The organism is Methanocorpusculum sp. GPch4 (assembly GCF_012062385.1).
Taxonomy (GTDB): domain Archaea; phylum Halobacteriota; class Methanomicrobia; order Methanomicrobiales; family Methanocorpusculaceae; genus Methanocorpusculum; species Methanocorpusculum parvum.
Genome location: NZ_SIJA01000014.1, coordinates 42,701 through 59,674, shown reverse-complemented (window position 1 = coordinate 59,674; position 16,974 = coordinate 42,701). Strand labels below are relative to the sequence as shown.

Below are 16,974 nucleotides of genomic sequence, written 5' to 3'. Positions count from 1 at the left end.
CTGACCAACTCTCATCTATGAGTATATTCAGGGAGTATGGTGAGTCCGGTGTACATGTTATGGGCGGTGTGATTACTCAGAAAAATGCTGATTATTGTACTGTCAGGATTCGTTTGCCTGCCGGTGTCGTTACTGTCGATCAGATTCGCGGTCTTGCACGTATCGCTAAAACGTATGGGGATGGCACACTTCATGTTACAACGCGTCAGACGTTTGAGATCCCGAATGTCAAACCGTCTACTCTAGAAAAACTCGATCTCGCTTTGAAAAAAAATGGGACGCCTATAGGTGCCGAGTTCACGGAGGTCGTGAATGTCACAGCATGTCCGGGAACACTCCGGTGCAAATATGCCAACATAGACAGTGTTGAGCTTGCAAAGAAAATCGATGAAAAATATTTCCGCAAAGAACTCTCGATTCGGGTCAGAATTGCCATCTCCTCCTGCCCCAACTCATGTGTGGCCAGTTGGGAAAGTGATATCGGTATAATTGGGATCCAAAAACCCATCAGAAATCCAACGCTTTGTTCGGGCTGCGGGACCTGTGTGGCTTATTGTAAAGAACATGCACTTACCGTCCGCCAGGGAACAGTAAAACTTGATCACGGGCTTTGCAATACGTGCGGAAACTGCATTGAGACCTGTCATTATCATGTTATTAAGGGTGAACCTCTCGGTTATCAGATCATGGTTGGCGGCAGTCATGGAAGGACCCCGCATGTTGGCAGGTATCTAGTTTCAGTCTCATCTGAAGAGGAGCTGATGGTAGTTATTGATGGGATCATTGAATGGATCCGCCGATACGCGAGATCGGGTTCCCGTTTCAGAGCACAGATCGAGGAAGAGGGATTTGACGAGTTCAAAGCATTTGTTCTGAAAAAAGCCGATTCTTCTTCCTTTGTTGCAATTGAAAACAAACGGCTCATTTCCGACACGGAATGATCTGATTCCATACTCTTTTCTTTTTGACCGTTCTAATTAAAGCATATGACATCCGAAAAAGTCAAAGACGCGTTTGAGAAAGAAGGTATCAGTACCGAGATCACCTGTGCAAAAGCGCATGAAATGAGTGAAAAATATGCTATTCCGATTACAATGATCGGGAATTACTGCAATGTTCATGACATCAAGGTACAGGCATGCATGCTTGGCTGTTTCTCCGGCAAAAAACATCACTCTCCCAAAGAGTAACCTAAAAGTCAGGTTCATATCTTTGCTCCGCAAAATTATAATAAATGGCAAAGTGGTATTGTATTTATTGCGGCTGGATCTATGACGAAGAGAAAGGTGATCCGGCTCACAACATTGCCCCCGGCACAAAGTATGCAGATATACCCGATTACTGGAAATGTCCTCTCTGTCTGATACCCAAGACAAAACCAGGATTGTTTAAGATGATCGAAGGAGAACAGCGCGATGAAACTTCTGAGTTCTCTCTAAAAAATTAATTTCATATGGATATTGGTCGGATATTTTCCGGCCAAAATCTTTTATCTTTCGTATATCCTCTTTGGAACGTAAACATCAAAGAGATCACGTTTTGCAAAAATCTCTTCAGCGGATGCTTCGCGAAGAATAACATTTTTCCCCTCGATGTCCCCTAAGACCACTGTGGAAAATGATTCCAGTTTAAATCCTTCGATCACAGCATAATCATATCCTTTCCACGCGTAGAAATCCAGGATGTCGCGTAAGTCTGTGGTTCTCATACTCAGCACAGTTTTTTCCAGATCTATTCCCGCAGAAATCTGTGCCCCTGTCTCAAAGTGGACCGTGGTATCCTTTCCTTCCGGCAGTTTCCACGAGTGATGCCCCATGTGTTTTATTGTTGCTACGCTCCCAACTTCGGAGAGGAGAGGGATGAGCCTGGTGATCAGGGTTGTCTTTCCTGAGTTGGAATGGCCTATAATATTGATGATCCGCATATCCTTATAACATATGTCGTTAGACGGCATAATAAGTTCGTCATGATATAGTCTCCAAGCATTTATGCCTCAGCCGCCCGTCTTCTTTTTCTGAAAAGGAGCCGGGCACTACAGATACCTGCCCCAATCCCAAAAATATCGATAGGTGTTTTTGTAGAATTTTTCCGGTTTTCGCCCCCCTCTGTTCCTGAATATCCTGGTGATGAGACGGTGGTAGTAAACTCGCCGGAATCCGGTGAAAGACCGCTCCCTAAAACTGCATAACCGCTGGCACCCCCTGTTCCATCGTCGGCAACACGGTTTGTCCAGGAAATACCCTCTCCCTCATTTGACTGATTACACCACGCATAAGCGTTGAAGACCGCGCTGCCGCTGAGATTCTTAAATTCATACTCAATTTTGACAGCTCCATGATCACGCAGACCGGTAAGTCCGCTGTTTATCCCTAGAGTTCCTGCTTTCGTATCGAAAAATAGTATGGCAAATCCATTCGAAGGATTTGTCGTGTCCTGTCCGTAGTAGATTGGATAGTTTTCTATTCCTGCCGGTTTCCAGGTCTGTGAAGCATACCTGAAATCCGTCGCAGTTAATATAGTCCCTGATGCAGACTCGGTATAAGTCAGTTCCTCGTAAGTCGGACCGATATTTACGATCGGCGTGGGATTCCACTGATAACCGCTGGATGTGAGATGCAGGGCAAAATCATCGGAAATTGTTCCATTCACAGCGATCATCAGAATAATTCGATCATTAAATCCCCTGCCTCCGGTATAGGAAACATATACTGTGCCCGCCTGGCGGTTCGTTGTCGTCACCTGGCCATAGGGTTCCTCCGGGATTGTAGTAAGATGTAATGAATTCAGTCCTCCCTCGTCATCAAATCTGACCGCGTATATCGTCCCGTCGGTTGTTGAGATCTCCACCTGTTTGTAGGATGGCAGGATCTCACCTGCGGTATCTGCCGCGGCTGCATGCCAGCATCCTACTATGATCAACAGGAGAGCGACACACAAAACCCTCTCTAAATAATTCATGTGACGCATAAATTCCTGATATTAGTATTTCCTGACAACAAAATACACTGAGCCAAGAATCCCGGCAATGATTGGGAATACACTGAGCGGTGACTGCGTCGTTTCCGGACCGGGCAGGTCAACAACATTTACAGTAATTCCTTCTGTCTCTGCTGCAGTCCATCCAAGAACCTGTTTAGGATCATTCTTGGGTTCATCCCGATATCCATATGGAATAAATGTGACCTGACCCGTGAGTCCGGCGATCTCGTAATCGATCTCGGCACACCCATTATGTATCAGATTTCCATTGGGTACAGTGCATGTTCCAACATGAAGGTCGACAAGCATTACGTAAAATGTTTCATTCTCACTTTGTGTTGGGTAGAAAGTAAACCCTGCTGCATCTGCAGGTCTGAGAGATACGGGGCCATAGAGAAGATCAGATTTATCAAACCACTCAGATATCGCAGCCGTCTTATATGTACCTCTGGCTCCAAAATCCAGAGATCTGAACGTACTTTGGGAAACCGGTTCCCATACATATCCGCCGGAGGTGATCTTTATTTTGAAATCGTCGGTAATGTTTCCAGCAACGCCGACCATCAAAACTACATCATCGATGTACCCTGCTCCGCCTGTTTCATAGACATAGAATGTTCCGGATCGATTTTCAATAATTACTGCAGGATTGGAAGCGCTCTTTTGGTATCTCTCCGAGATATGCATCCCTTCTGTTCCGAGGCTTATGGGGAGATAATACGTGTTATCTCCGGCATTATTGAATCTGACATCATTTGATATTTTCAGGGTGATGTCTTCCATCCCTGGGAAGGGTCCATTCTCTGCAAATGCTGCTGATCCTGTACCAACTGAGAAAAGAAAAATCATCAGGATTGCGGTCAGGATAATCTTTCCGAGATGTGAATTACCGGTCATAATGTACTAGTAATTATATCCTGTATCGGCATATAGATTTTGAATCATGTTAACTTATAATAATTAATTGTTCAACAGATATATCATATAATCTTCATAACAAATAGTACACACATTAGAAGAGGAGAACGACAGCGTGGATAAAAGCATCTCACAGGACATTGCGGATCTGAAATTTCAGTTACAGAAACTGATCGTTGGACAGGAAAACGCTCTTGAAAAAACAGTGATCACTCTTATAGCAGGAGGGAATGTCTTACTTGAGGGTGTTCCGGGTGTCGCAAAAACTCTGCTTGCGCGTTCACTTGCGGCATCGATCAATAGCAGTTTTTCCCGGATCCAGTTCACTCCTGATCTTCTTCCCTCGGACATCACCGGAACAGTTGTATTCAACCTAAAATCAAATGAGTTTTCCACGGTCTTCGGCCCGGTATTTCATCAGATTATTTTGGCGGATGAGATCAACCGTGCCCCTCCCAAAGTCCAGTCTGCTCTTCTTGAAGCGATGCAGGAACATCAGGTCACGATCCAGGGGACTACCTATCCCCTCCCTTCACCGTTTTTTGTTATCGCTACAGAAAATCCTCTTGAGTCGGAGGGAACCTATCCTCTCCCTGAAGCTGAAACAGATCGATTCATGACAAAAATAGTCATGACCCTCCCTTCGATAGAAGATGAAATTGTGATTATGGAACGATTCTGCGGTGAGAGAGTACCGCACGCGGAGCCTGTTCTTTCAATAGAGAAGATCCTTGCTCTGCAAAATTCCGTTAGAAAGATCCATGCCAATGCAAAAATTCACCATTACATCGCAGAAATTGTTGGGGCAACGAGGACTGCCTCACCTGTCATAACGATTGGTGCCTCACCCCGTGCCTCAATTGGTCTTTTGATGTGTTCAAAAGCTCACGCTCTTCTAAACGGCAGAGATTATGTTATTCCTGAAGATGTGATCCACGTTTCAATGGAGGTCCTCAGGCACAGAATCCGGCTCAGTTTTGAGGCACAACTTGACGGAATTACGCCTGACACCGTAATAAAGGATATTTTGACCACCGTTTCCATCCCATGAATCAGCGTCTGTTCGAACTCCTGGAAAAATCCCGCCCCGTTGCCGCCCGTTTTCAAAGACCGCAGGGAATGCAGGGGTCGTATATCTCCCGCAGAGTAGGACTTGGAACGGAGTTTTCTGAATTACGCGAATACCTGAGTGGAGATGATGTGAGGGCCATTGACAAAAATGTCACTGCACGAACAGGGATTCCGCATGTAAGGGTTCATGCTGAGGAACCTGACCTAAATCTTTACATCGCTGTCGACCTCTCAGCTTCCGGACATTTTGGATCAGGAACAAGCAAACTCATGACGGCAAAAATTGCCGCTGCATCCATTCTCCTTTCGGCTGAAAAAGAGCATATCCCTCTGGGTTTATGTCTGTTTACCTCCACAGTAGAAAAGTTCATCCCGGCAGGATCCGGCACGTCTCATCTGCATCTTCTTCTTACCACTCTTGCAGAAACTGATGCAAAGAATTCCGGGACCTCTATCCAGAATGCCTGCTGTGAACTTGCATCCCGCATCCAAAAATCCTCATCGATTATTCTTATTTCGGATTTTCAGGATACTCACTTTGCATCCGGCCTTCAGCTTCTTGGAAAGAGACATCGCTTATCAGCCCTTCGGATCACCGATCCTGGTGAATTTACTCTGCCTGATGTTGGCAGGATCATTCTCGAAGACCCTGAATCAGGCAGACAATATATGATCAATACATCAAGTCAGGAGGTTCGAGAACGGTTTTCTGCTGCCGCAAAAGATGCAGAGAACAAATGTTATAGCATCTTTCTCTCTTCGGGTGCCCAGTATGTTTCGTTATCTACAGACGGAAGTTGTATCCAGTCGCTGCAGAAACTATTTTCCCGGGGTGTCTGATGCCGGGTTTTTCTTATCCGCTTTATCTGCTCTTCCTTTTCATATTGCCACTTCTTTGGTATTGGTATCATAAAGCGGCTGCTGAAAAGAAACGAAAATCCATAACGTTTTCTTCCCATGTTTTTTTGGATGAGACTCAACATAACGATCTGAAAAAACGGGAGAGACTACTGTTTCTCGTTTTTCTTTTGATACTGGGTTGTGCCATCATCGGCGTTGCCGATCCTCACATACCCCTTGTCTCCTCCTCGGAGAATGTGAATCTGGTTCTCGCCCTTGATGTTTCTGCAAGTATGACGGCAGCTGACTACGTACCTACCCGGCTTGAAGCGGCAAAAAGCTCTGCAAAAATTCTTATAAATTCTTTAAGTGAATCAGACAATGCGGGAGTAGTAATTTTCGAGTCAGGTACATCGAGCGCAGCATACCTGAGTTCGGATAAAAATCGCGTGCTTTCACGACTTGATCAGGTCTCGGTAAAGACAGGTAAGACTGCTCTGGGAGATGGATTGACTCTTGCTGTTGATATGGTGACGGCAATCCCAGCCGGAACATACATCGTTGTTCTGCTTTCCGACGGAGTGTCGAACACCGGCATGATCACTCCCGAAAATGCAGCTATGTTTGCAAAAAATTCCGGGGTTGTTGTTTACACAATCGGCATCGGAAGTGATTCCCCGGTGGAAGTATCCACCGAGGGAGTTCTGCAGTATGCCTCTCTTGACGAAGCAGCGCTCAGATCAATTGCTGAAATAACCGGGGGGGAGTATTTCCGTTCGGTTAATGAGACGACCCTGATGCAGATTCAGAATACGATTGGAAGTTCCATTGCAAGAGAGGCTGAGGAAACCAGTATCCAGTCCTGGTTCTTCTGGATCATACTCATTTTGCTTTTGCTTGAGGCATATCTCAGATACGGCGGCAGACGGGTGATTCCATGAGGTGCAGATTTCTCCTCCTCCTTTTAGTTCTCTCTCTGCTCATCGTACCGGCGGCGGCTGAGATTATTTTTACTTGCCCGTCTCAGGAGTTTTCCGTTGATCCGGGCGAGTCAATATCTCTAAAGTTAGGGGTCGACCAGAACACGGGATCCGATATACAGGGTAAACTGACCATCAATGAAATCAGAATTTCCGGGACCTCAGTTTTTCGCGAGTCGCGAATAACGGACAGAACGGTGTTTTCTGACGCGTCTTCTTTTCCGGTGAATATCCCTGCAATTTCTGAAGGGGATGAGCTGGTCGTGAATCTGGTATTCACCTACACTGCTGCCTCGGGGACCATGCGTGATGTAACATTACCTCCGGTTACAATCAGAACAGGTCCGATAACGGGTCAGCTTTCACCGATAAGAAGTGCTGAATCCATTCATGTTGTAAAACCGTCGGTATCCTCCGGAAGCGGTACGGCAGCGGACCCTTCTTCCCAGATCGCAGGTTCTGTGATTTCGAATTCAGCAGATCAGCTTCCTGATCTTTCTCTTAACCTGACGGAGAATCATGACGAAGAATTTACTTCACATCTGCGAACACTTCCGGAGTTCACTTTTTTGGAAGAATCGATCACGAGTTATGGGTTCCTGGTCTCTAAAACTTTTGTAACTTCATCGGCATCCGATGCGGGAACTTTCTCTATTGGTTATAGAAATGCAAACGGCAATGAGGCAGAGATAGCCGGAAATGTTTCAGGCTCCCTCTTTTCCGCCTCATCTTTAGCAGATGCTCCAGCAGGCATTCCCCTGATTTTGAAGAAAGATACACGCTACCTTTCCGCCGTCTCCGAAGTAAATGCTGAAGGGTATCTTCATACAGGGACAATGAGTGATGTTCACGACGGGGATGTCGTAATTGTCGTGCATCTGGAGAATCCCGAGGGTAAGGCCGCTGAGATCACTGCACATCTGAACAACGGAGGTGTGACCTCGGTAGAAACGAGTTTTGAAACGGACTTATTCTCACCCTGGATGATTATCGCTCTCCTCCTTACAACAGGGATTCTCATCTTATTCTACTGGAACAGGCGCCGGCTCTCTGTCATCTCGCTTCCTTCTTCTCCGAAAATAGATGGTGCGAGTAACATCTCTCTTGCAGACGAGTATTTGTTGTGTGCGAAGGCAGCCTTTGAAAAAGGATTGTATCAGGATGCCTCAGCATATGCCGGCAAATCCCTTAGGTATTTCCTTACTGGAGATAGGGAAGTTACAACGGATGAGCTTCTGTCCCGGGATATCTCTCCCCGTGCAGCAGATCTTCTACTAAGATGTCGTGATGCCGGATTTTCTCATAGAGAGATCGAAAAACAATGGGCTGAAAAAATAATTAACGAAGTTGAGAAGTATATATCATATGATTATAACAATTGAAAAACAGACATAACAATCACTTATGACAATCTATGTTGGAATGGATGATACTGACAGCCTCGAGTCGAGAGGAACCGGCAGACTTGCCCGGGCGGCTGCCGCTGTCATTTCGAAAAAATGGCCGGTAAAAGGAGTGACCCGTCATCAGCTCTACGTCCATGAGTCCATTCCTTTCACCTCGCACAATAGTTGTGCTGTCCTTCACGTCGATGCAGATGGTCCGGAGATCGCGGATGAACTTTTTGCACTCACCGAAGAGATAATGCTCAGTGATTTTATTCCGGGGAGTGATCCGGGTCTTGCGGTTGCAGAGGAACGACAGATACATCCTGCGTTGATCGCTTACGGCCGGGATGCCCAGACCACCGTTCTCAACCAGAATATTGCGAGAACCCTTGCACATAATCTTGGTATCAGGCTCAAAGGTCTTGGCGGAACAGAGGATGGGGTTATCGGAGCACTAGCCGGACTCGGACTTGCAGCGATGAATAGTGACGGCCGGTATCTTCTGATCGGAAACATCCGAGATCTGACTGGTCCTGTTACCGTAGAACAGGTTCTTGCCGCCGGCGTGGACTGTGTGCAGACGATCGACGGGGAAATACTTACAACCGGTCTTATTATGGAACAGGAAGGCAAATCCGTAAAACCGTGCCCGATCGGAGGGAAAGTAACCCTTCTCGTCAGAAGGGAGGCCGGGAAAATCCTGCCGATTAAACGGGGATAACTATGGGTCCCGTCCAGAAAAGGATTCTGATTACTCTCAGCATTTTTGGGATTATTATTGCCGGATTTGCCATAGCCGAGTCTTCATTCGCCACATATGAATCTGATCTTCCGGACGTTGTAACCACTTCCAAACAAAATCTTACTGCTGACGATTTTACCTATGGGCCGGTAAATTATCGTCCGGGGTATCTCCCGATCCCCATTTATGCAGAATCAGGTCTGTATGATGCTGAAGACTGGATCGTTTTGTTTGCCGTAGTGAATGAGACTCCCGTAAACGGCAATCCTTTTTTCGTCCGCCCCGGCTCAGTCAAAATTGATTACATATTTGAAAATCTCACGGGAACTGCCGTGTTTCAAGTATATGGCCTTCGTTATGATTCCGGTCAGACCTGGACTACCCACCAGTTCCATTCACCTGCATCCGGCTATCGGGTAATCGCTTCACCACAGTCAGGTATTCTTCCCTCTCTCACCGATTACTCTGAAGAACTGCCAATGATAATCTCTGCTGCGAATCTGTATTACTCTCCCGACGGCGATATGGAGATTGGTGTTCCCTTTGCCTTTCCATTTCCAAAAGATGAGTTGAACGGCCTTTCCGCTCTCCACTTCACCCTGGATCCTGACATGCCCAGGGGTCAGGTTACTACTACCTCTGAATTGAACGGGACGTTCTATATCACTCACACCGGAGGAGATACAGTCCGGAGACTTATCCTCATGCTTGCAGTTAATTCTCCGCAGACTGATGACTTTTTGTTTACATTTACGAGCAGCTTTGTTCCACGGGAGGTCTGAATGAAACCATATTTTCAGCTTCATGAGATCGCTTTGCTCTCGCTTCTCGGCGCCCTTATTTTCGTTTTGCGTCTGGTTTTCAAGATCCCTATCCATGTACCCGGAAGCTCAGGTCTGGTATGGGTCCTTCCCCTCATAATCGGTGTGGGAATTGTACGAAAACCCGGGGCTGGATTGTACATGGGCTTTATATCAGGGATCCTCGCCTCATTTTTTGGCGTAGGCGCTTTGCATGTCCTTGATATCTTCAAGTATCTTGCCATGGGTCTTTCTGTTGATTTGACTTCTATGCTCTTCTTCTACCGTTTCAGTAATCCTATAGTAGGATGTATTGTCGGAGCTGTTGGAAATTTTACAAAGATGCTGGTAAATTACGCTGTTCAGATGCTGTTTGGTGTTCAGGCAACATTTATTCTGGTTGGGATCACCGTTTCAGCAACAACCCATCTGATATTCGGCGGTATCGGCGGAATTCTTGCCGTCCTGATATTGTCTCGTCTGAGGCGTGCAGGAGTGATTACTGAGGATGACAAAGACGCCGATAATTGAGGTGAACAATCTCACATACATCTATCCCCGCCAGCCTGGAGGGAGACGCCCCGCTCCTTTTCATGATCTGAATCTCACGGTATATGCAGGTGAACGAATTCTTCTTACCGGAGATTCCGGTTCCGGGAAATCAACGTTTTTACGCTGTCTGAATGGTTTGATTCCGCATTCAGAATCCGGAAAGATGGAAGGTACCGTCAATATCGCAGGTATTGATACTCGTAACTCCGGCATATCCCAGCTTGCCTCTCATGTTGGCATGGTATTTCAGGATCCTGATTATCAGTTATTCTGTTCAGATGTTGAAAGTGAAATTGCCTATGGGCTTGAACAACATGGTGTCTCGCCTCAGGAAATGCAGAGGAGGATCGAAGAAGTCATTGAATTATTACGTATAACTCATCTTCGTGGCAGAATGATGGACACTCTTTCGTGGGGGGAGCGTCAGCGAGTTGCTATTGCCTCGGTCCTGGTTATGCACCCGGAAATTCTCCTCCTTGATGAACCGTTTTCCGGGCTTGATGAAGGAGCAGTCAAAACACTCATCGAAGTGTTGAAAAATCTGAATGAACTGCTTGGGCTTACTATCATCATCGCAGAACACCGAACAAATTGTCTGGAAGATTTTCCGACCCGATACATCCATTTTGGAGACCCGGCATCCGGCAATCCTGCTGTCGTACGTTGCCCAGCTGTATCATGTACATCTGATAATTCTCTCTCCCTCTCTCAGGTAAATTTCGCGTATGGAGAATCCGACCGATTGGTTTTGTCCGATCTCACTCTTTCCTTTCATTCAGGTATGATCTCTGTTCTGATGGGAGAGAACGGTTCTGGAAAAAGCACATTGATCCGGCATGCGAATGGGATCCTTCGCCCGGATTCAGGAGAGGTGTTTGTTCATGGAGAAAATATTCGTGACAAAACCGTGGCGGAGATCTCGTCAAGTGTCGGCATTTGTTTCCAGCATGCTGATTATCAGCTTTTTGAAGAGACGATTCTTGATGAATTACTCTGTACACCCCGTATTCGCGGATATCCGCTTGGACCTTCCAGATGTCGGGCCCGCAGTATTCTTGATGATTTAGGTCTTCTTTCGCTTGGCGAAAAATCATCTCCTCTTAAAGCATCTGTTGGCGAAAAACAGAGGATTGCTATCTCGACCTTACTCATGATGGATACATCCGTAATGATTTTAGATGAGCCAACGCTTGGACTTGACGCATCATCCAAACAGATACTGGCCTCTATTCTGCAAAAAGAACGGGATCTTGGAAAAACCGTTATAGTTGCGACACATGACCGCGGTTTTGCGGATCTATGTGCTGACCGAATCATCAGTCTTTCCGGCGGCCGGGTCATACACGACACAGGGGTTCTCAGATGAAGTTCTCAAAAAAGATGATCCGGTATGTTGAGAGGGATACCATTTTTCACCGTCTCGATCCGGGAACAAAAATCATTCTGGTTTTATATTTTAGTATCATCGCCATTCTGATCAACTCTCTGCCCGCAATGATTCTGCTTCTGTTGTTTGTCTATCTGCCGATCATATGGGAGCATTTGACTCTGATTCTCGTTCGTTCTCTGCGTTTTCTCATTCCTGTTTTCCTCTTCATCTTCATCATCAACCTGATGTTTCCTCAGGTGATCCCTGCTGATCCTTGGGTCACCTATACCTTTCTTACTGTAAACGGCGGTCTTTCTTTTGAGGGGATCATCTATGCCTGCCTGATGACCGCACGGATGTTTATGATAGCTTCAGTATCAACGTTATTCATTATGACAACAACCAGTAACGCGTTTGTTCACCGGCTGAAATCCGTTGGTATTCCGGAAACCCTGGCATTTTCTCTTGGTTATGCCATGAAATCCATTACCACGCTGAGTGCTGATATGGCCAATATCATGGATGCACAACGATCCCGGGGCATTGAGTTGGAAAAAGGAAATCCTGCAAACAAAGGATTACAGTATATGGCTCTTGGCATACCAATGACCGTCTCTGTGATGCAGCGTTCCAAGCAGACAGCTGATGCGATGCAGTGCAGAGGATTTGGGAGTTCTGGAAAAAAAACTCTTCACCGGCCTTTTAAAATGGAAAGATCAGATTATCTTGCACTGATAATATCGGTATTGGTTGGGTGTGCTTTGTGGTATTTTTCAGCCATCCAGTATTTCTAAACCAGTGCTTAGTTAATTAAGTTAATTTAACTATTTAACAACATTTATTTATGTGTGAAACGGCAAATACTAATGATACTCATGTCTTGCCTTTGCTTGACTATTTGTGGGTGTGGAGAACTATAGTATGAAAAAATCATCTTTCGTCGCAATGATCACTTTTGCAGTAATCTTTGCATTTTTATTTGTTCCGGCAGTCAGTGCCGAGACCGTTGAAAAGACTGTGATTCTTGAAAGTGGGGACATTGTAATCCCGATGGCAAACTTCGACGGAGGGTCCGCTGATGTTACTGTTCCAAAAAACTCAGTAGCAGGTATTATTTACCAGGCCTACCCGGATGTTGAGTTCTGGTTTAAACCTGGAAGCACCAAAACATGGTTCAACTTAAATATTCTGGAAGGTCGCACCCACAAAGATGGCGGAGTCTGGACGCTCTATGTAGGCGGCGTTGAGCAGACCTCAGATATGGTTAACGACTGGTCCCAGCTTATCGTAACTCCCGGTGATACAGTGAAGTTGATCTACGACGCTGATGAATACACAGTAAAGATAAAAACTACAGTGTCAAACACTGCAAAACCAGTAACACAGTCCATTAACGGTGTTTTCAAAACTGAAGCCGTTAATATCCCGGCTGAACAGATTTCCGGATCAGATACAGCAGTCAGTGTTGCCGGAGATTCTCTTCTTGGAATCCTTGCCAATTCTCTTCCATCGGTCGAATTCTATAAAGGAGGAAATCAAAACTTCTTTAATCTGAATACCTATGACGGACACACACATAAATCTCCGAACAAGACTGACAAATGGTATGTTTATGTTGATGGAACTGAAGTAACTACTCCGGACTGGAGTACGGTTAAACTCACCAAAGGACAGGTCATTACGATGAAGTTCGATGATATAACTAACGGAGCAATCTACCAGTATGTCATTGAAACATCTGCTTTAGCAGGTGACAGCGGAACCACGTCGCCTCTGCCGGCTGCAGGTATTATTTTTGGTCTTGGAGCAGCAGGATTGTTTGCATTATCCCGCAAACTCTAAATCTCTTTTTTACTCGTGTGAAATCTATAATAGTTCACAGCGGGAATATGTATGTATGGTCAAAGTCCCCTGTCAGGAAATCGTGTGGGACATCATCCCCGCAATACAGGCAGCTCTTGCTGTTGAACTGGTGAGTCTGGGCGTATCTCAGATCCAGATCGCCGCCCATCTCTCTCTTGCTCCGTCAGCTGTATCCCAGTATCTGTCCGGTAAACGGGGATACAGAATCGTTTTCGACGATCCTATAAAAGAGATCATCTCGAAACTGGCCCGGGACATCAGGTCAGGTTCCGTCTCGGATGATGATCTTTCAGCTGAATTATGTTCCATCTGCCGCTCACTCAGAGGGGACAACAGATGCGGCAGTTCTTTGGATTAAAACCCAAAACCTCATAAGTTAGAAGAGTCAACTAAACTTCTATCGGGGTTCAACTCATGATAGAAAGTTTTATTGAAGGAAACAAGATCTTCCAGGAACAGGATTTCGAACGGAAGAAAGACCGGTACATGCAGCTGACCACTCAGCAGCACCCGACCGTATTATGGATCGGCTGCTCGGACTCCCGAGTCAATCCGGAACGTATCACCCACTGCCGTGCCGGTGAACTCTTCACCCACAGAAACATAGGAAACATCGTTCCGACCCATGACTGGAATTTTGCAACTGTTTTAGAGTATGCCGTGAAGCATCTCAAAGTAAAAGATATTGTAATCTGCGGCCACTCTGACTGCGGAGCTCTCAACGCTCTTGATGTTGATATGTCAAAGGATGCTTATATCCCCCAATGGATCAATAACGCCCGTGAAGCGCAGATCAGAGTCGACGCCCGTCTCGGCGAGGCAAAAACTCCGGAGGAAAAGGCAGCCCGGAAAAAAGAGATCGAGTATGAAAACATCAAGCTTCAGCTTGAACATCTCAGGTCTTATCCGCTTGTTTCCCTGGCGGAAGAAAAAGGATGCCTGCATGTTCACGGATTATATTATGATCTGAAAACCGGCGCTCTTTCCAAGATCGCCTAACTTTTTTTTACGAGTGCAAGAAACTCTGCCGGTGAATCAACCGCACATATGTTATCACGTTTATCCACCGACCCGAAGGTAGCGTGCACGCCTTTGATGCCCAGCTCTCTTGGCGGTCTGACATCCCGGTTTTTCTTGTCTCCGATCATCATGGTCTCTTCCGGTAAAACATCAAGAGCTTCCAGTGTCTTTTGATAGACGAGCGGATCCGGCTTTTTCACGCCGAAGGTTTCAGGTGTGACGATCAGTTCAAAATAGTGTGCATAGCCAAGGGCAGCCATCCGTTTTTCCATGTCAGGCCGGTCGGCATTTGAGATAACTGCCAAACGGACTCCTGCTGATTTCAACTCACTCAGCATTTCTTCAACTCCCTCAAAGGGAGAGATACAGGCAAGTTCCAGGGTGTGATAAAGCCACGTACACTCCTGAAACTCTCCTTCGACTCCGTCTGCAAGATAGAGAGAGACGGCATCTTCAATTAAGGTCGGCGGGTTTTTGTTCAGAGAATAAAAATGCAGATCGCCGAATATCCCGCAGTATGCCATCAAGGCATCTGCTGCACACATACGTGCCCTGCGAAGATCGTGCAGGGTGTTGTCCATATCGAAGATCACTGCACGGGGAAGGGGTGCTTCAGAGTTCACAGGTATCACAGTCATGCCCGCAGGAGCTGCATTCTCCGTTGCCCCACGGCTCCCTGCCCGACTTTACCAGAAAATCATTGATCGCTTTGTGGATGGTTTCTTCTGCAAGGACCGAGCAGTGCATTTTGTTAGGGGGCAGCCCGTCCAATGCTTCTGCTACGGCTTTGTTTGAGAGGGTCCATGCCTCCTCCAGCGTTTTGCCTTTGATCATCTCTGTGGCCATACTGCTGGAGGCAATCGCAGCACCGCAGCCGAATGTCTGAAACTTGGCGTCGATGATGATATCGTTTTCGACTTTCAGATACATCTTCATAATGTCGCCGCATGAGGGATTTCCCTCCTCGCCGACACCGCTTGGGTTTTCGATCACACCGACGTTTCTCGGGTTGGTGAAGTGATCCATTACTTTTTCACTGTACATTTTTTAGCTCCTTTGGGGTAAGCGGGGACATCGCTCTGAGTTTTTCCACCGTTTCTTTGAGTGCGGCTGTCACGATCTTTACATCTTCTGCAGTTGTTCTCTCGCCAATGGTCAGCCTGATCGATCCATGGGCGATTTCGTGAGGGATCCCCATCGCAGTTAAAACATGTGATGGTTCAAGGGATGCCGAGTTACAGGCACTTCCGGTCGATGCGCAGATCCCTTTCATGTTCAGGAGGAGGAGAACCGACTCTCCCTCGATGTACTCAAAGATGATGTTCGTGTTGTTTGGAAGACGTTTTGTCGGATGACCATTTAAGTGTGTTGCCGGTATCTTGAGAAGTTCGCGGGTCAGCTCGTTCCTCAGGTCAGTGAGCCGATCCATTTCTTCGGGCAGATGGGTTACTGCCCGTTCGATGGCGGCTCCAAGACCGACGATGCCAGGAACATTCTCTGTACCTGCACGGCGTTTCCTTTCCTGGGCGCCGCCGTGCATGAAGCTCTGGATCCGTGTTCCTTTCCGGATATAGAGAGCTCCAATACCTTTTGGTCCGTATAATTTATGGCCGGATAGTGAGAGAAGGTCAATGTTTTCTGAGACCACATCGATTGGAACATGACCGACCGCCTGGACTGCATCAGTATGGAAGCAGATCCCGTGTTTTCTGGCGATCTTTCCGATCTCGGCAATCGGCTGGATCGTTCCGACCTCGTTGTTTGCGTACATGACTGAGATGAGGATCGTGTCTTGACGGATCGCTTTTTCTACCGACTCCGGAGAAACCATGCCGAACTTGTCTACCGGAAGATAGGTTATCTCAAATCCTCTGGATGCGAGCCATTCGCAGGAATGAAGTACTGCATGGTGTTCAATGGAGGTTGTGATGATGTGTTTGCCTTTTCGTTCGTTGGCAAATGCCGCGCCTTTCAAAGCCCAGTTGTCAGATTCGGTCCCGCCGTTGGTAAAGAAGATCTCGTCAGGCTGGGCATTGATCGCAGATGCCGCCTGCTTTCTTGCCAGGTCAAGAACTTTTTTGTTGGACTGGCCGATCGAATACACTGAAGACGGATTGCCGAACTCATCAGAGAAGTAGGGGATCATTGCCTCTACGACCTCTTTGGCTGTGTAGGTCGTAGCGGCATGATCCATATAGATGATTTTTTTGTCCATAATGTTCACGTCGTGAATCTTATTACTCTATTATTTAGCGGTGCTCATATCTAAAGATTAGTGCAGAGGGCCTGTATCGTCCGGCGGGAGTGAAATGAAGGAAATATGCCGGAAAGATGACTGAATGGATGAACAGACCCTAGAACAAACCTGCCCGAATCCACCGTCTGTGTATCTCTCTTCTCACAGGCATGCCGTATGCCTAGTTTCCTTTCCTCAGGTTGCTCAATCCAAAAA

At 46.6% G+C, this 16,974-nt stretch carries 21 protein-coding genes; 15 read left to right on the top strand and 6 right to left on the bottom strand.

All coding sequences use genetic code 11. The annotated features are described in order from the left end of the window. The first annotated feature begins 17 nt into the window (after positions 1-17). The 3 genes from EYA77_RS00945 to EYA77_RS00935 are packed head-to-tail and all read left to right on the top strand — an operon-like array spanning position 18 to position 1,447. Positions 18-941, top strand: coding sequence for a 4Fe-4S dicluster domain-containing protein (locus tag EYA77_RS00945; RefSeq protein ID WP_042696576.1), 924 nt, complete (start codon positions 18-20; stop codon positions 939-941). A gap of 45 nt (positions 942-986) precedes the next feature. Further along, positions 987-1,190, top strand: coding sequence for a hypothetical protein (locus EYA77_RS00940; RefSeq protein ID WP_042696574.1), 204 nt, complete (start codon positions 987-989; stop codon positions 1,188-1,190). 44 nt (positions 1,191-1,234) lie between these two features. Continuing rightward, complete coding sequence (locus EYA77_RS00935; RefSeq protein WP_042696572.1) at positions 1,235-1,447, top strand: rubredoxin; 213 nt, start codon at positions 1,235-1,237, stop codon at positions 1,445-1,447. 42 nt (positions 1,448-1,489) lie between these two features. Here EYA77_RS00935 and mobB read toward each other — a convergent pair whose 3' ends face one another. From mobB to EYA77_RS00920, 3 genes are all read right to left on the bottom strand, one after another. Further along, the gene (gene mobB / locus EYA77_RS00930; RefSeq protein WP_167815595.1) at positions 1,490-1,924 is read right to left on the bottom strand and encodes a molybdopterin-guanine dinucleotide biosynthesis protein B; all 435 of its coding nucleotides are present in this window, start codon (positions 1,922-1,924) and stop codon (positions 1,490-1,492) included. A 62-nt stretch (positions 1,925-1,986) separates the two neighbouring features. Then, on the bottom strand, positions 1,987-2,958 hold the full coding sequence (locus EYA77_RS00925; protein ID WP_155897822.1) for a nitroreductase: 972 nt from the start codon (positions 2,956-2,958) through the stop codon (positions 1,987-1,989). Between the two features lie 21 nt (positions 2,959-2,979). Next, positions 2,980-3,876 (bottom strand): hypothetical protein, encoded by an 897-nt coding sequence (locus EYA77_RS00920; RefSeq protein ID WP_167815594.1) that lies wholly within the window; start codon positions 3,874-3,876, stop codon positions 2,980-2,982. Between the two features lie 136 nt (positions 3,877-4,012). Between EYA77_RS00920 and EYA77_RS00915 the strand changes: the two genes are divergently transcribed. The 12 genes from EYA77_RS00915 to EYA77_RS00860 all read left to right on the top strand — a co-directional run bounded on the left by EYA77_RS00915 (position 4,013) and on the right by EYA77_RS00860 (position 14,501). Next, on the top strand, positions 4,013-4,948 hold the full coding sequence (locus EYA77_RS00915) for a MoxR family ATPase (protein WP_245241085.1): 936 nt from the start codon (positions 4,013-4,015) through the stop codon (positions 4,946-4,948). Then, a complete protein-coding gene (locus EYA77_RS00910) occupies positions 4,945-5,808 on the top strand; it encodes a DUF58 domain-containing protein (protein ID WP_052319885.1) in 864 nt (287 codons plus the stop codon). The genes EYA77_RS00915 and EYA77_RS00910 overlap by 4 nt, the downstream gene beginning before the upstream one ends. Next, positions 5,808-6,749 carry a VWA domain-containing protein gene (locus tag EYA77_RS00905; protein WP_167815593.1) on the top strand — a complete coding sequence of 314 codons (942 nt, stop codon included), beginning with the start codon at positions 5,808-5,810 and terminating at the stop codon, positions 6,747-6,749. The genes EYA77_RS00910 and EYA77_RS00905 overlap by 1 nt, the downstream gene beginning before the upstream one ends. Beyond that, positions 6,746-8,170, top strand: a complete 1,425-nt coding sequence (locus EYA77_RS00900) for a hypothetical protein (protein WP_167815592.1) — start codon at positions 6,746-6,748, stop codon at positions 8,168-8,170. Before EYA77_RS00905 ends, EYA77_RS00900 begins: the two co-directional genes overlap by 4 nt. Before the next feature lie 22 nt (positions 8,171-8,192). Further along, positions 8,193-8,897 carry a hypothetical protein gene (locus tag EYA77_RS00895; protein ID WP_042696560.1) on the top strand — a complete coding sequence of 235 codons (705 nt, stop codon included), beginning with the start codon at positions 8,193-8,195 and terminating at the stop codon, positions 8,895-8,897. Positions 8,898-8,899: 2 nt separating this feature from the next. Next, positions 8,900-9,700: a hypothetical protein gene (locus EYA77_RS00890; protein ID WP_167815591.1), complete on the top strand. Its 801-nt coding sequence runs from the start codon at positions 8,900-8,902 to the stop codon at positions 9,698-9,700. Continuing rightward, entirely contained in the window at positions 9,701-10,249 is a 549-nt protein-coding gene (locus EYA77_RS00885; protein ID WP_167815590.1) for an ECF transporter S component, read from the top strand. It begins immediately after the preceding gene. Beyond that, positions 10,227-11,636: an ABC transporter ATP-binding protein gene (locus tag EYA77_RS00880; RefSeq protein ID WP_167815589.1), complete on the top strand. Its 1,410-nt coding sequence runs from the start codon at positions 10,227-10,229 to the stop codon at positions 11,634-11,636. The genes EYA77_RS00885 and EYA77_RS00880 overlap by 23 nt, the downstream gene beginning before the upstream one ends. Continuing rightward, positions 11,633-12,433: an energy-coupling factor transporter transmembrane protein EcfT gene (locus EYA77_RS00875; protein ID WP_167815588.1), complete on the top strand. Its 801-nt coding sequence runs from the start codon at positions 11,633-11,635 to the stop codon at positions 12,431-12,433. The genes EYA77_RS00880 and EYA77_RS00875 overlap by 4 nt, the downstream gene beginning before the upstream one ends. A 127-nt stretch (positions 12,434-12,560) precedes the next feature. Further along, complete coding sequence (locus EYA77_RS00870) at positions 12,561-13,481, top strand: hypothetical protein (RefSeq protein WP_095641703.1); 921 nt, start codon at positions 12,561-12,563, stop codon at positions 13,479-13,481. A gap of 55 nt (positions 13,482-13,536) precedes the next feature. Further along, complete coding sequence (locus tag EYA77_RS00865) at positions 13,537-13,860, top strand: transcriptional regulator (RefSeq protein WP_095641704.1); 324 nt, start codon at positions 13,537-13,539, stop codon at positions 13,858-13,860. A gap of 56 nt (positions 13,861-13,916) precedes the next feature. After that, on the top strand, positions 13,917-14,501 hold the full coding sequence (locus tag EYA77_RS00860) for a carbonic anhydrase (RefSeq protein WP_042696549.1): 585 nt from the start codon (positions 13,917-13,919) through the stop codon (positions 14,499-14,501). Here EYA77_RS00860 and EYA77_RS00855 read toward each other — a convergent pair. From EYA77_RS00855 to nifS, 3 genes are read right to left on the bottom strand one after another with little or no spacing between them, the layout of a single operon-like run. Continuing rightward, positions 14,498-15,160, bottom strand: coding sequence for an HAD family hydrolase (locus tag EYA77_RS00855; RefSeq protein WP_167815587.1), 663 nt, complete (start codon positions 15,158-15,160; stop codon positions 14,498-14,500). The two genes, EYA77_RS00860 and EYA77_RS00855, sit on opposite strands and share 4 nt — an antisense overlap. Further along, entirely contained in the window at positions 15,135-15,566 is a 432-nt protein-coding gene (nifU, locus tag EYA77_RS00850; protein WP_167815586.1) for a Fe-S cluster assembly scaffold protein NifU, read from the bottom strand. Before nifU ends, EYA77_RS00855 begins: the two co-directional genes overlap by 26 nt. Beyond that, positions 15,556-16,737, bottom strand: a complete 1,182-nt coding sequence (nifS, locus tag EYA77_RS00845) for a cysteine desulfurase NifS (RefSeq protein WP_042696542.1) — start codon at positions 16,735-16,737, stop codon at positions 15,556-15,558. The genes nifU and nifS overlap by 11 nt, the downstream gene beginning before the upstream one ends. Positions 16,738-16,974 lie beyond the last annotated feature (237 nt).

Bases quoted from the DNA above. Each gene is read 5' to 3' on its own strand.
- EYA77_RS00940 (WP_042696574.1), top strand. From the start codon at position 987: ATGACATCCGAAAAAGTCAAAGACGCGTTTGAGAAAGAAGGTATCAGT.
- EYA77_RS00875 (WP_167815588.1), top strand. From the start codon at position 11,633: ATGAAGTTCTCAAAAAAGATGATCCGGTATGTTGAGAGGGATACCATT.
- EYA77_RS00890 (WP_167815591.1), top strand. From the start codon at position 8,900: ATGGGTCCCGTCCAGAAAAGGATTCTGATTACTCTCAGCATTTTTGGG.
- EYA77_RS00860 (WP_042696549.1), top strand. From the start codon at position 13,917: ATGATAGAAAGTTTTATTGAAGGAAACAAGATCTTCCAGGAACAGGAT.
- EYA77_RS00935 (WP_042696572.1), top strand. From the start codon at position 1,235: ATGGCAAAGTGGTATTGTATTTATTGCGGCTGGATCTATGACGAAGAG.
- EYA77_RS00865 (WP_095641704.1), top strand. From the start codon at position 13,537: ATGGTCAAAGTCCCCTGTCAGGAAATCGTGTGGGACATCATCCCCGCA.
- EYA77_RS00870 (WP_095641703.1), top strand. From the start codon at position 12,561: ATGAAAAAATCATCTTTCGTCGCAATGATCACTTTTGCAGTAATCTTT.
- nifU (WP_167815586.1), bottom strand. From the start codon at position 15,566: ATGTACAGTGAAAAAGTAATGGATCACTTCACCAACCCGAGAAACGTC.
- EYA77_RS00910 (WP_052319885.1), top strand. From the start codon at position 4,945: ATGAATCAGCGTCTGTTCGAACTCCTGGAAAAATCCCGCCCCGTTGCC.
- EYA77_RS00880 (WP_167815589.1), top strand. From the start codon at position 10,227: ATGACAAAGACGCCGATAATTGAGGTGAACAATCTCACATACATCTAT.
- EYA77_RS00925 (WP_155897822.1), bottom strand. From the start codon at position 2,958: ATGAATTATTTAGAGAGGGTTTTGTGTGTCGCTCTCCTGTTGATCATA.
- EYA77_RS00945 (WP_042696576.1), top strand. From the start codon at position 18: ATGAGTATATTCAGGGAGTATGGTGAGTCCGGTGTACATGTTATGGGC.
- EYA77_RS00920 (WP_167815594.1), bottom strand. From the start codon at position 3,876: ATGACCGGTAATTCACATCTCGGAAAGATTATCCTGACCGCAATCCTG.
- EYA77_RS00885 (WP_167815590.1), top strand. From the start codon at position 9,701: ATGAAACCATATTTTCAGCTTCATGAGATCGCTTTGCTCTCGCTTCTC.
- EYA77_RS00895 (WP_042696560.1), top strand. From the start codon at position 8,193: ATGACAATCTATGTTGGAATGGATGATACTGACAGCCTCGAGTCGAGA.
- EYA77_RS00855 (WP_167815587.1), bottom strand. From the start codon at position 15,160: ATGACTGTGATACCTGTGAACTCTGAAGCACCCCTTCCCCGTGCAGTG.
- EYA77_RS00905 (WP_167815593.1), top strand. From the start codon at position 5,808: ATGCCGGGTTTTTCTTATCCGCTTTATCTGCTCTTCCTTTTCATATTG.
- nifS (WP_042696542.1), bottom strand. From the start codon at position 16,737: ATGGACAAAAAAATCATCTATATGGATCATGCCGCTACGACCTACACA.
- EYA77_RS00900 (WP_167815592.1), top strand. From the start codon at position 6,746: ATGAGGTGCAGATTTCTCCTCCTCCTTTTAGTTCTCTCTCTGCTCATC.
- mobB (WP_167815595.1), bottom strand. From the start codon at position 1,924: ATGCGGATCATCAATATTATAGGCCATTCCAACTCAGGAAAGACAACC.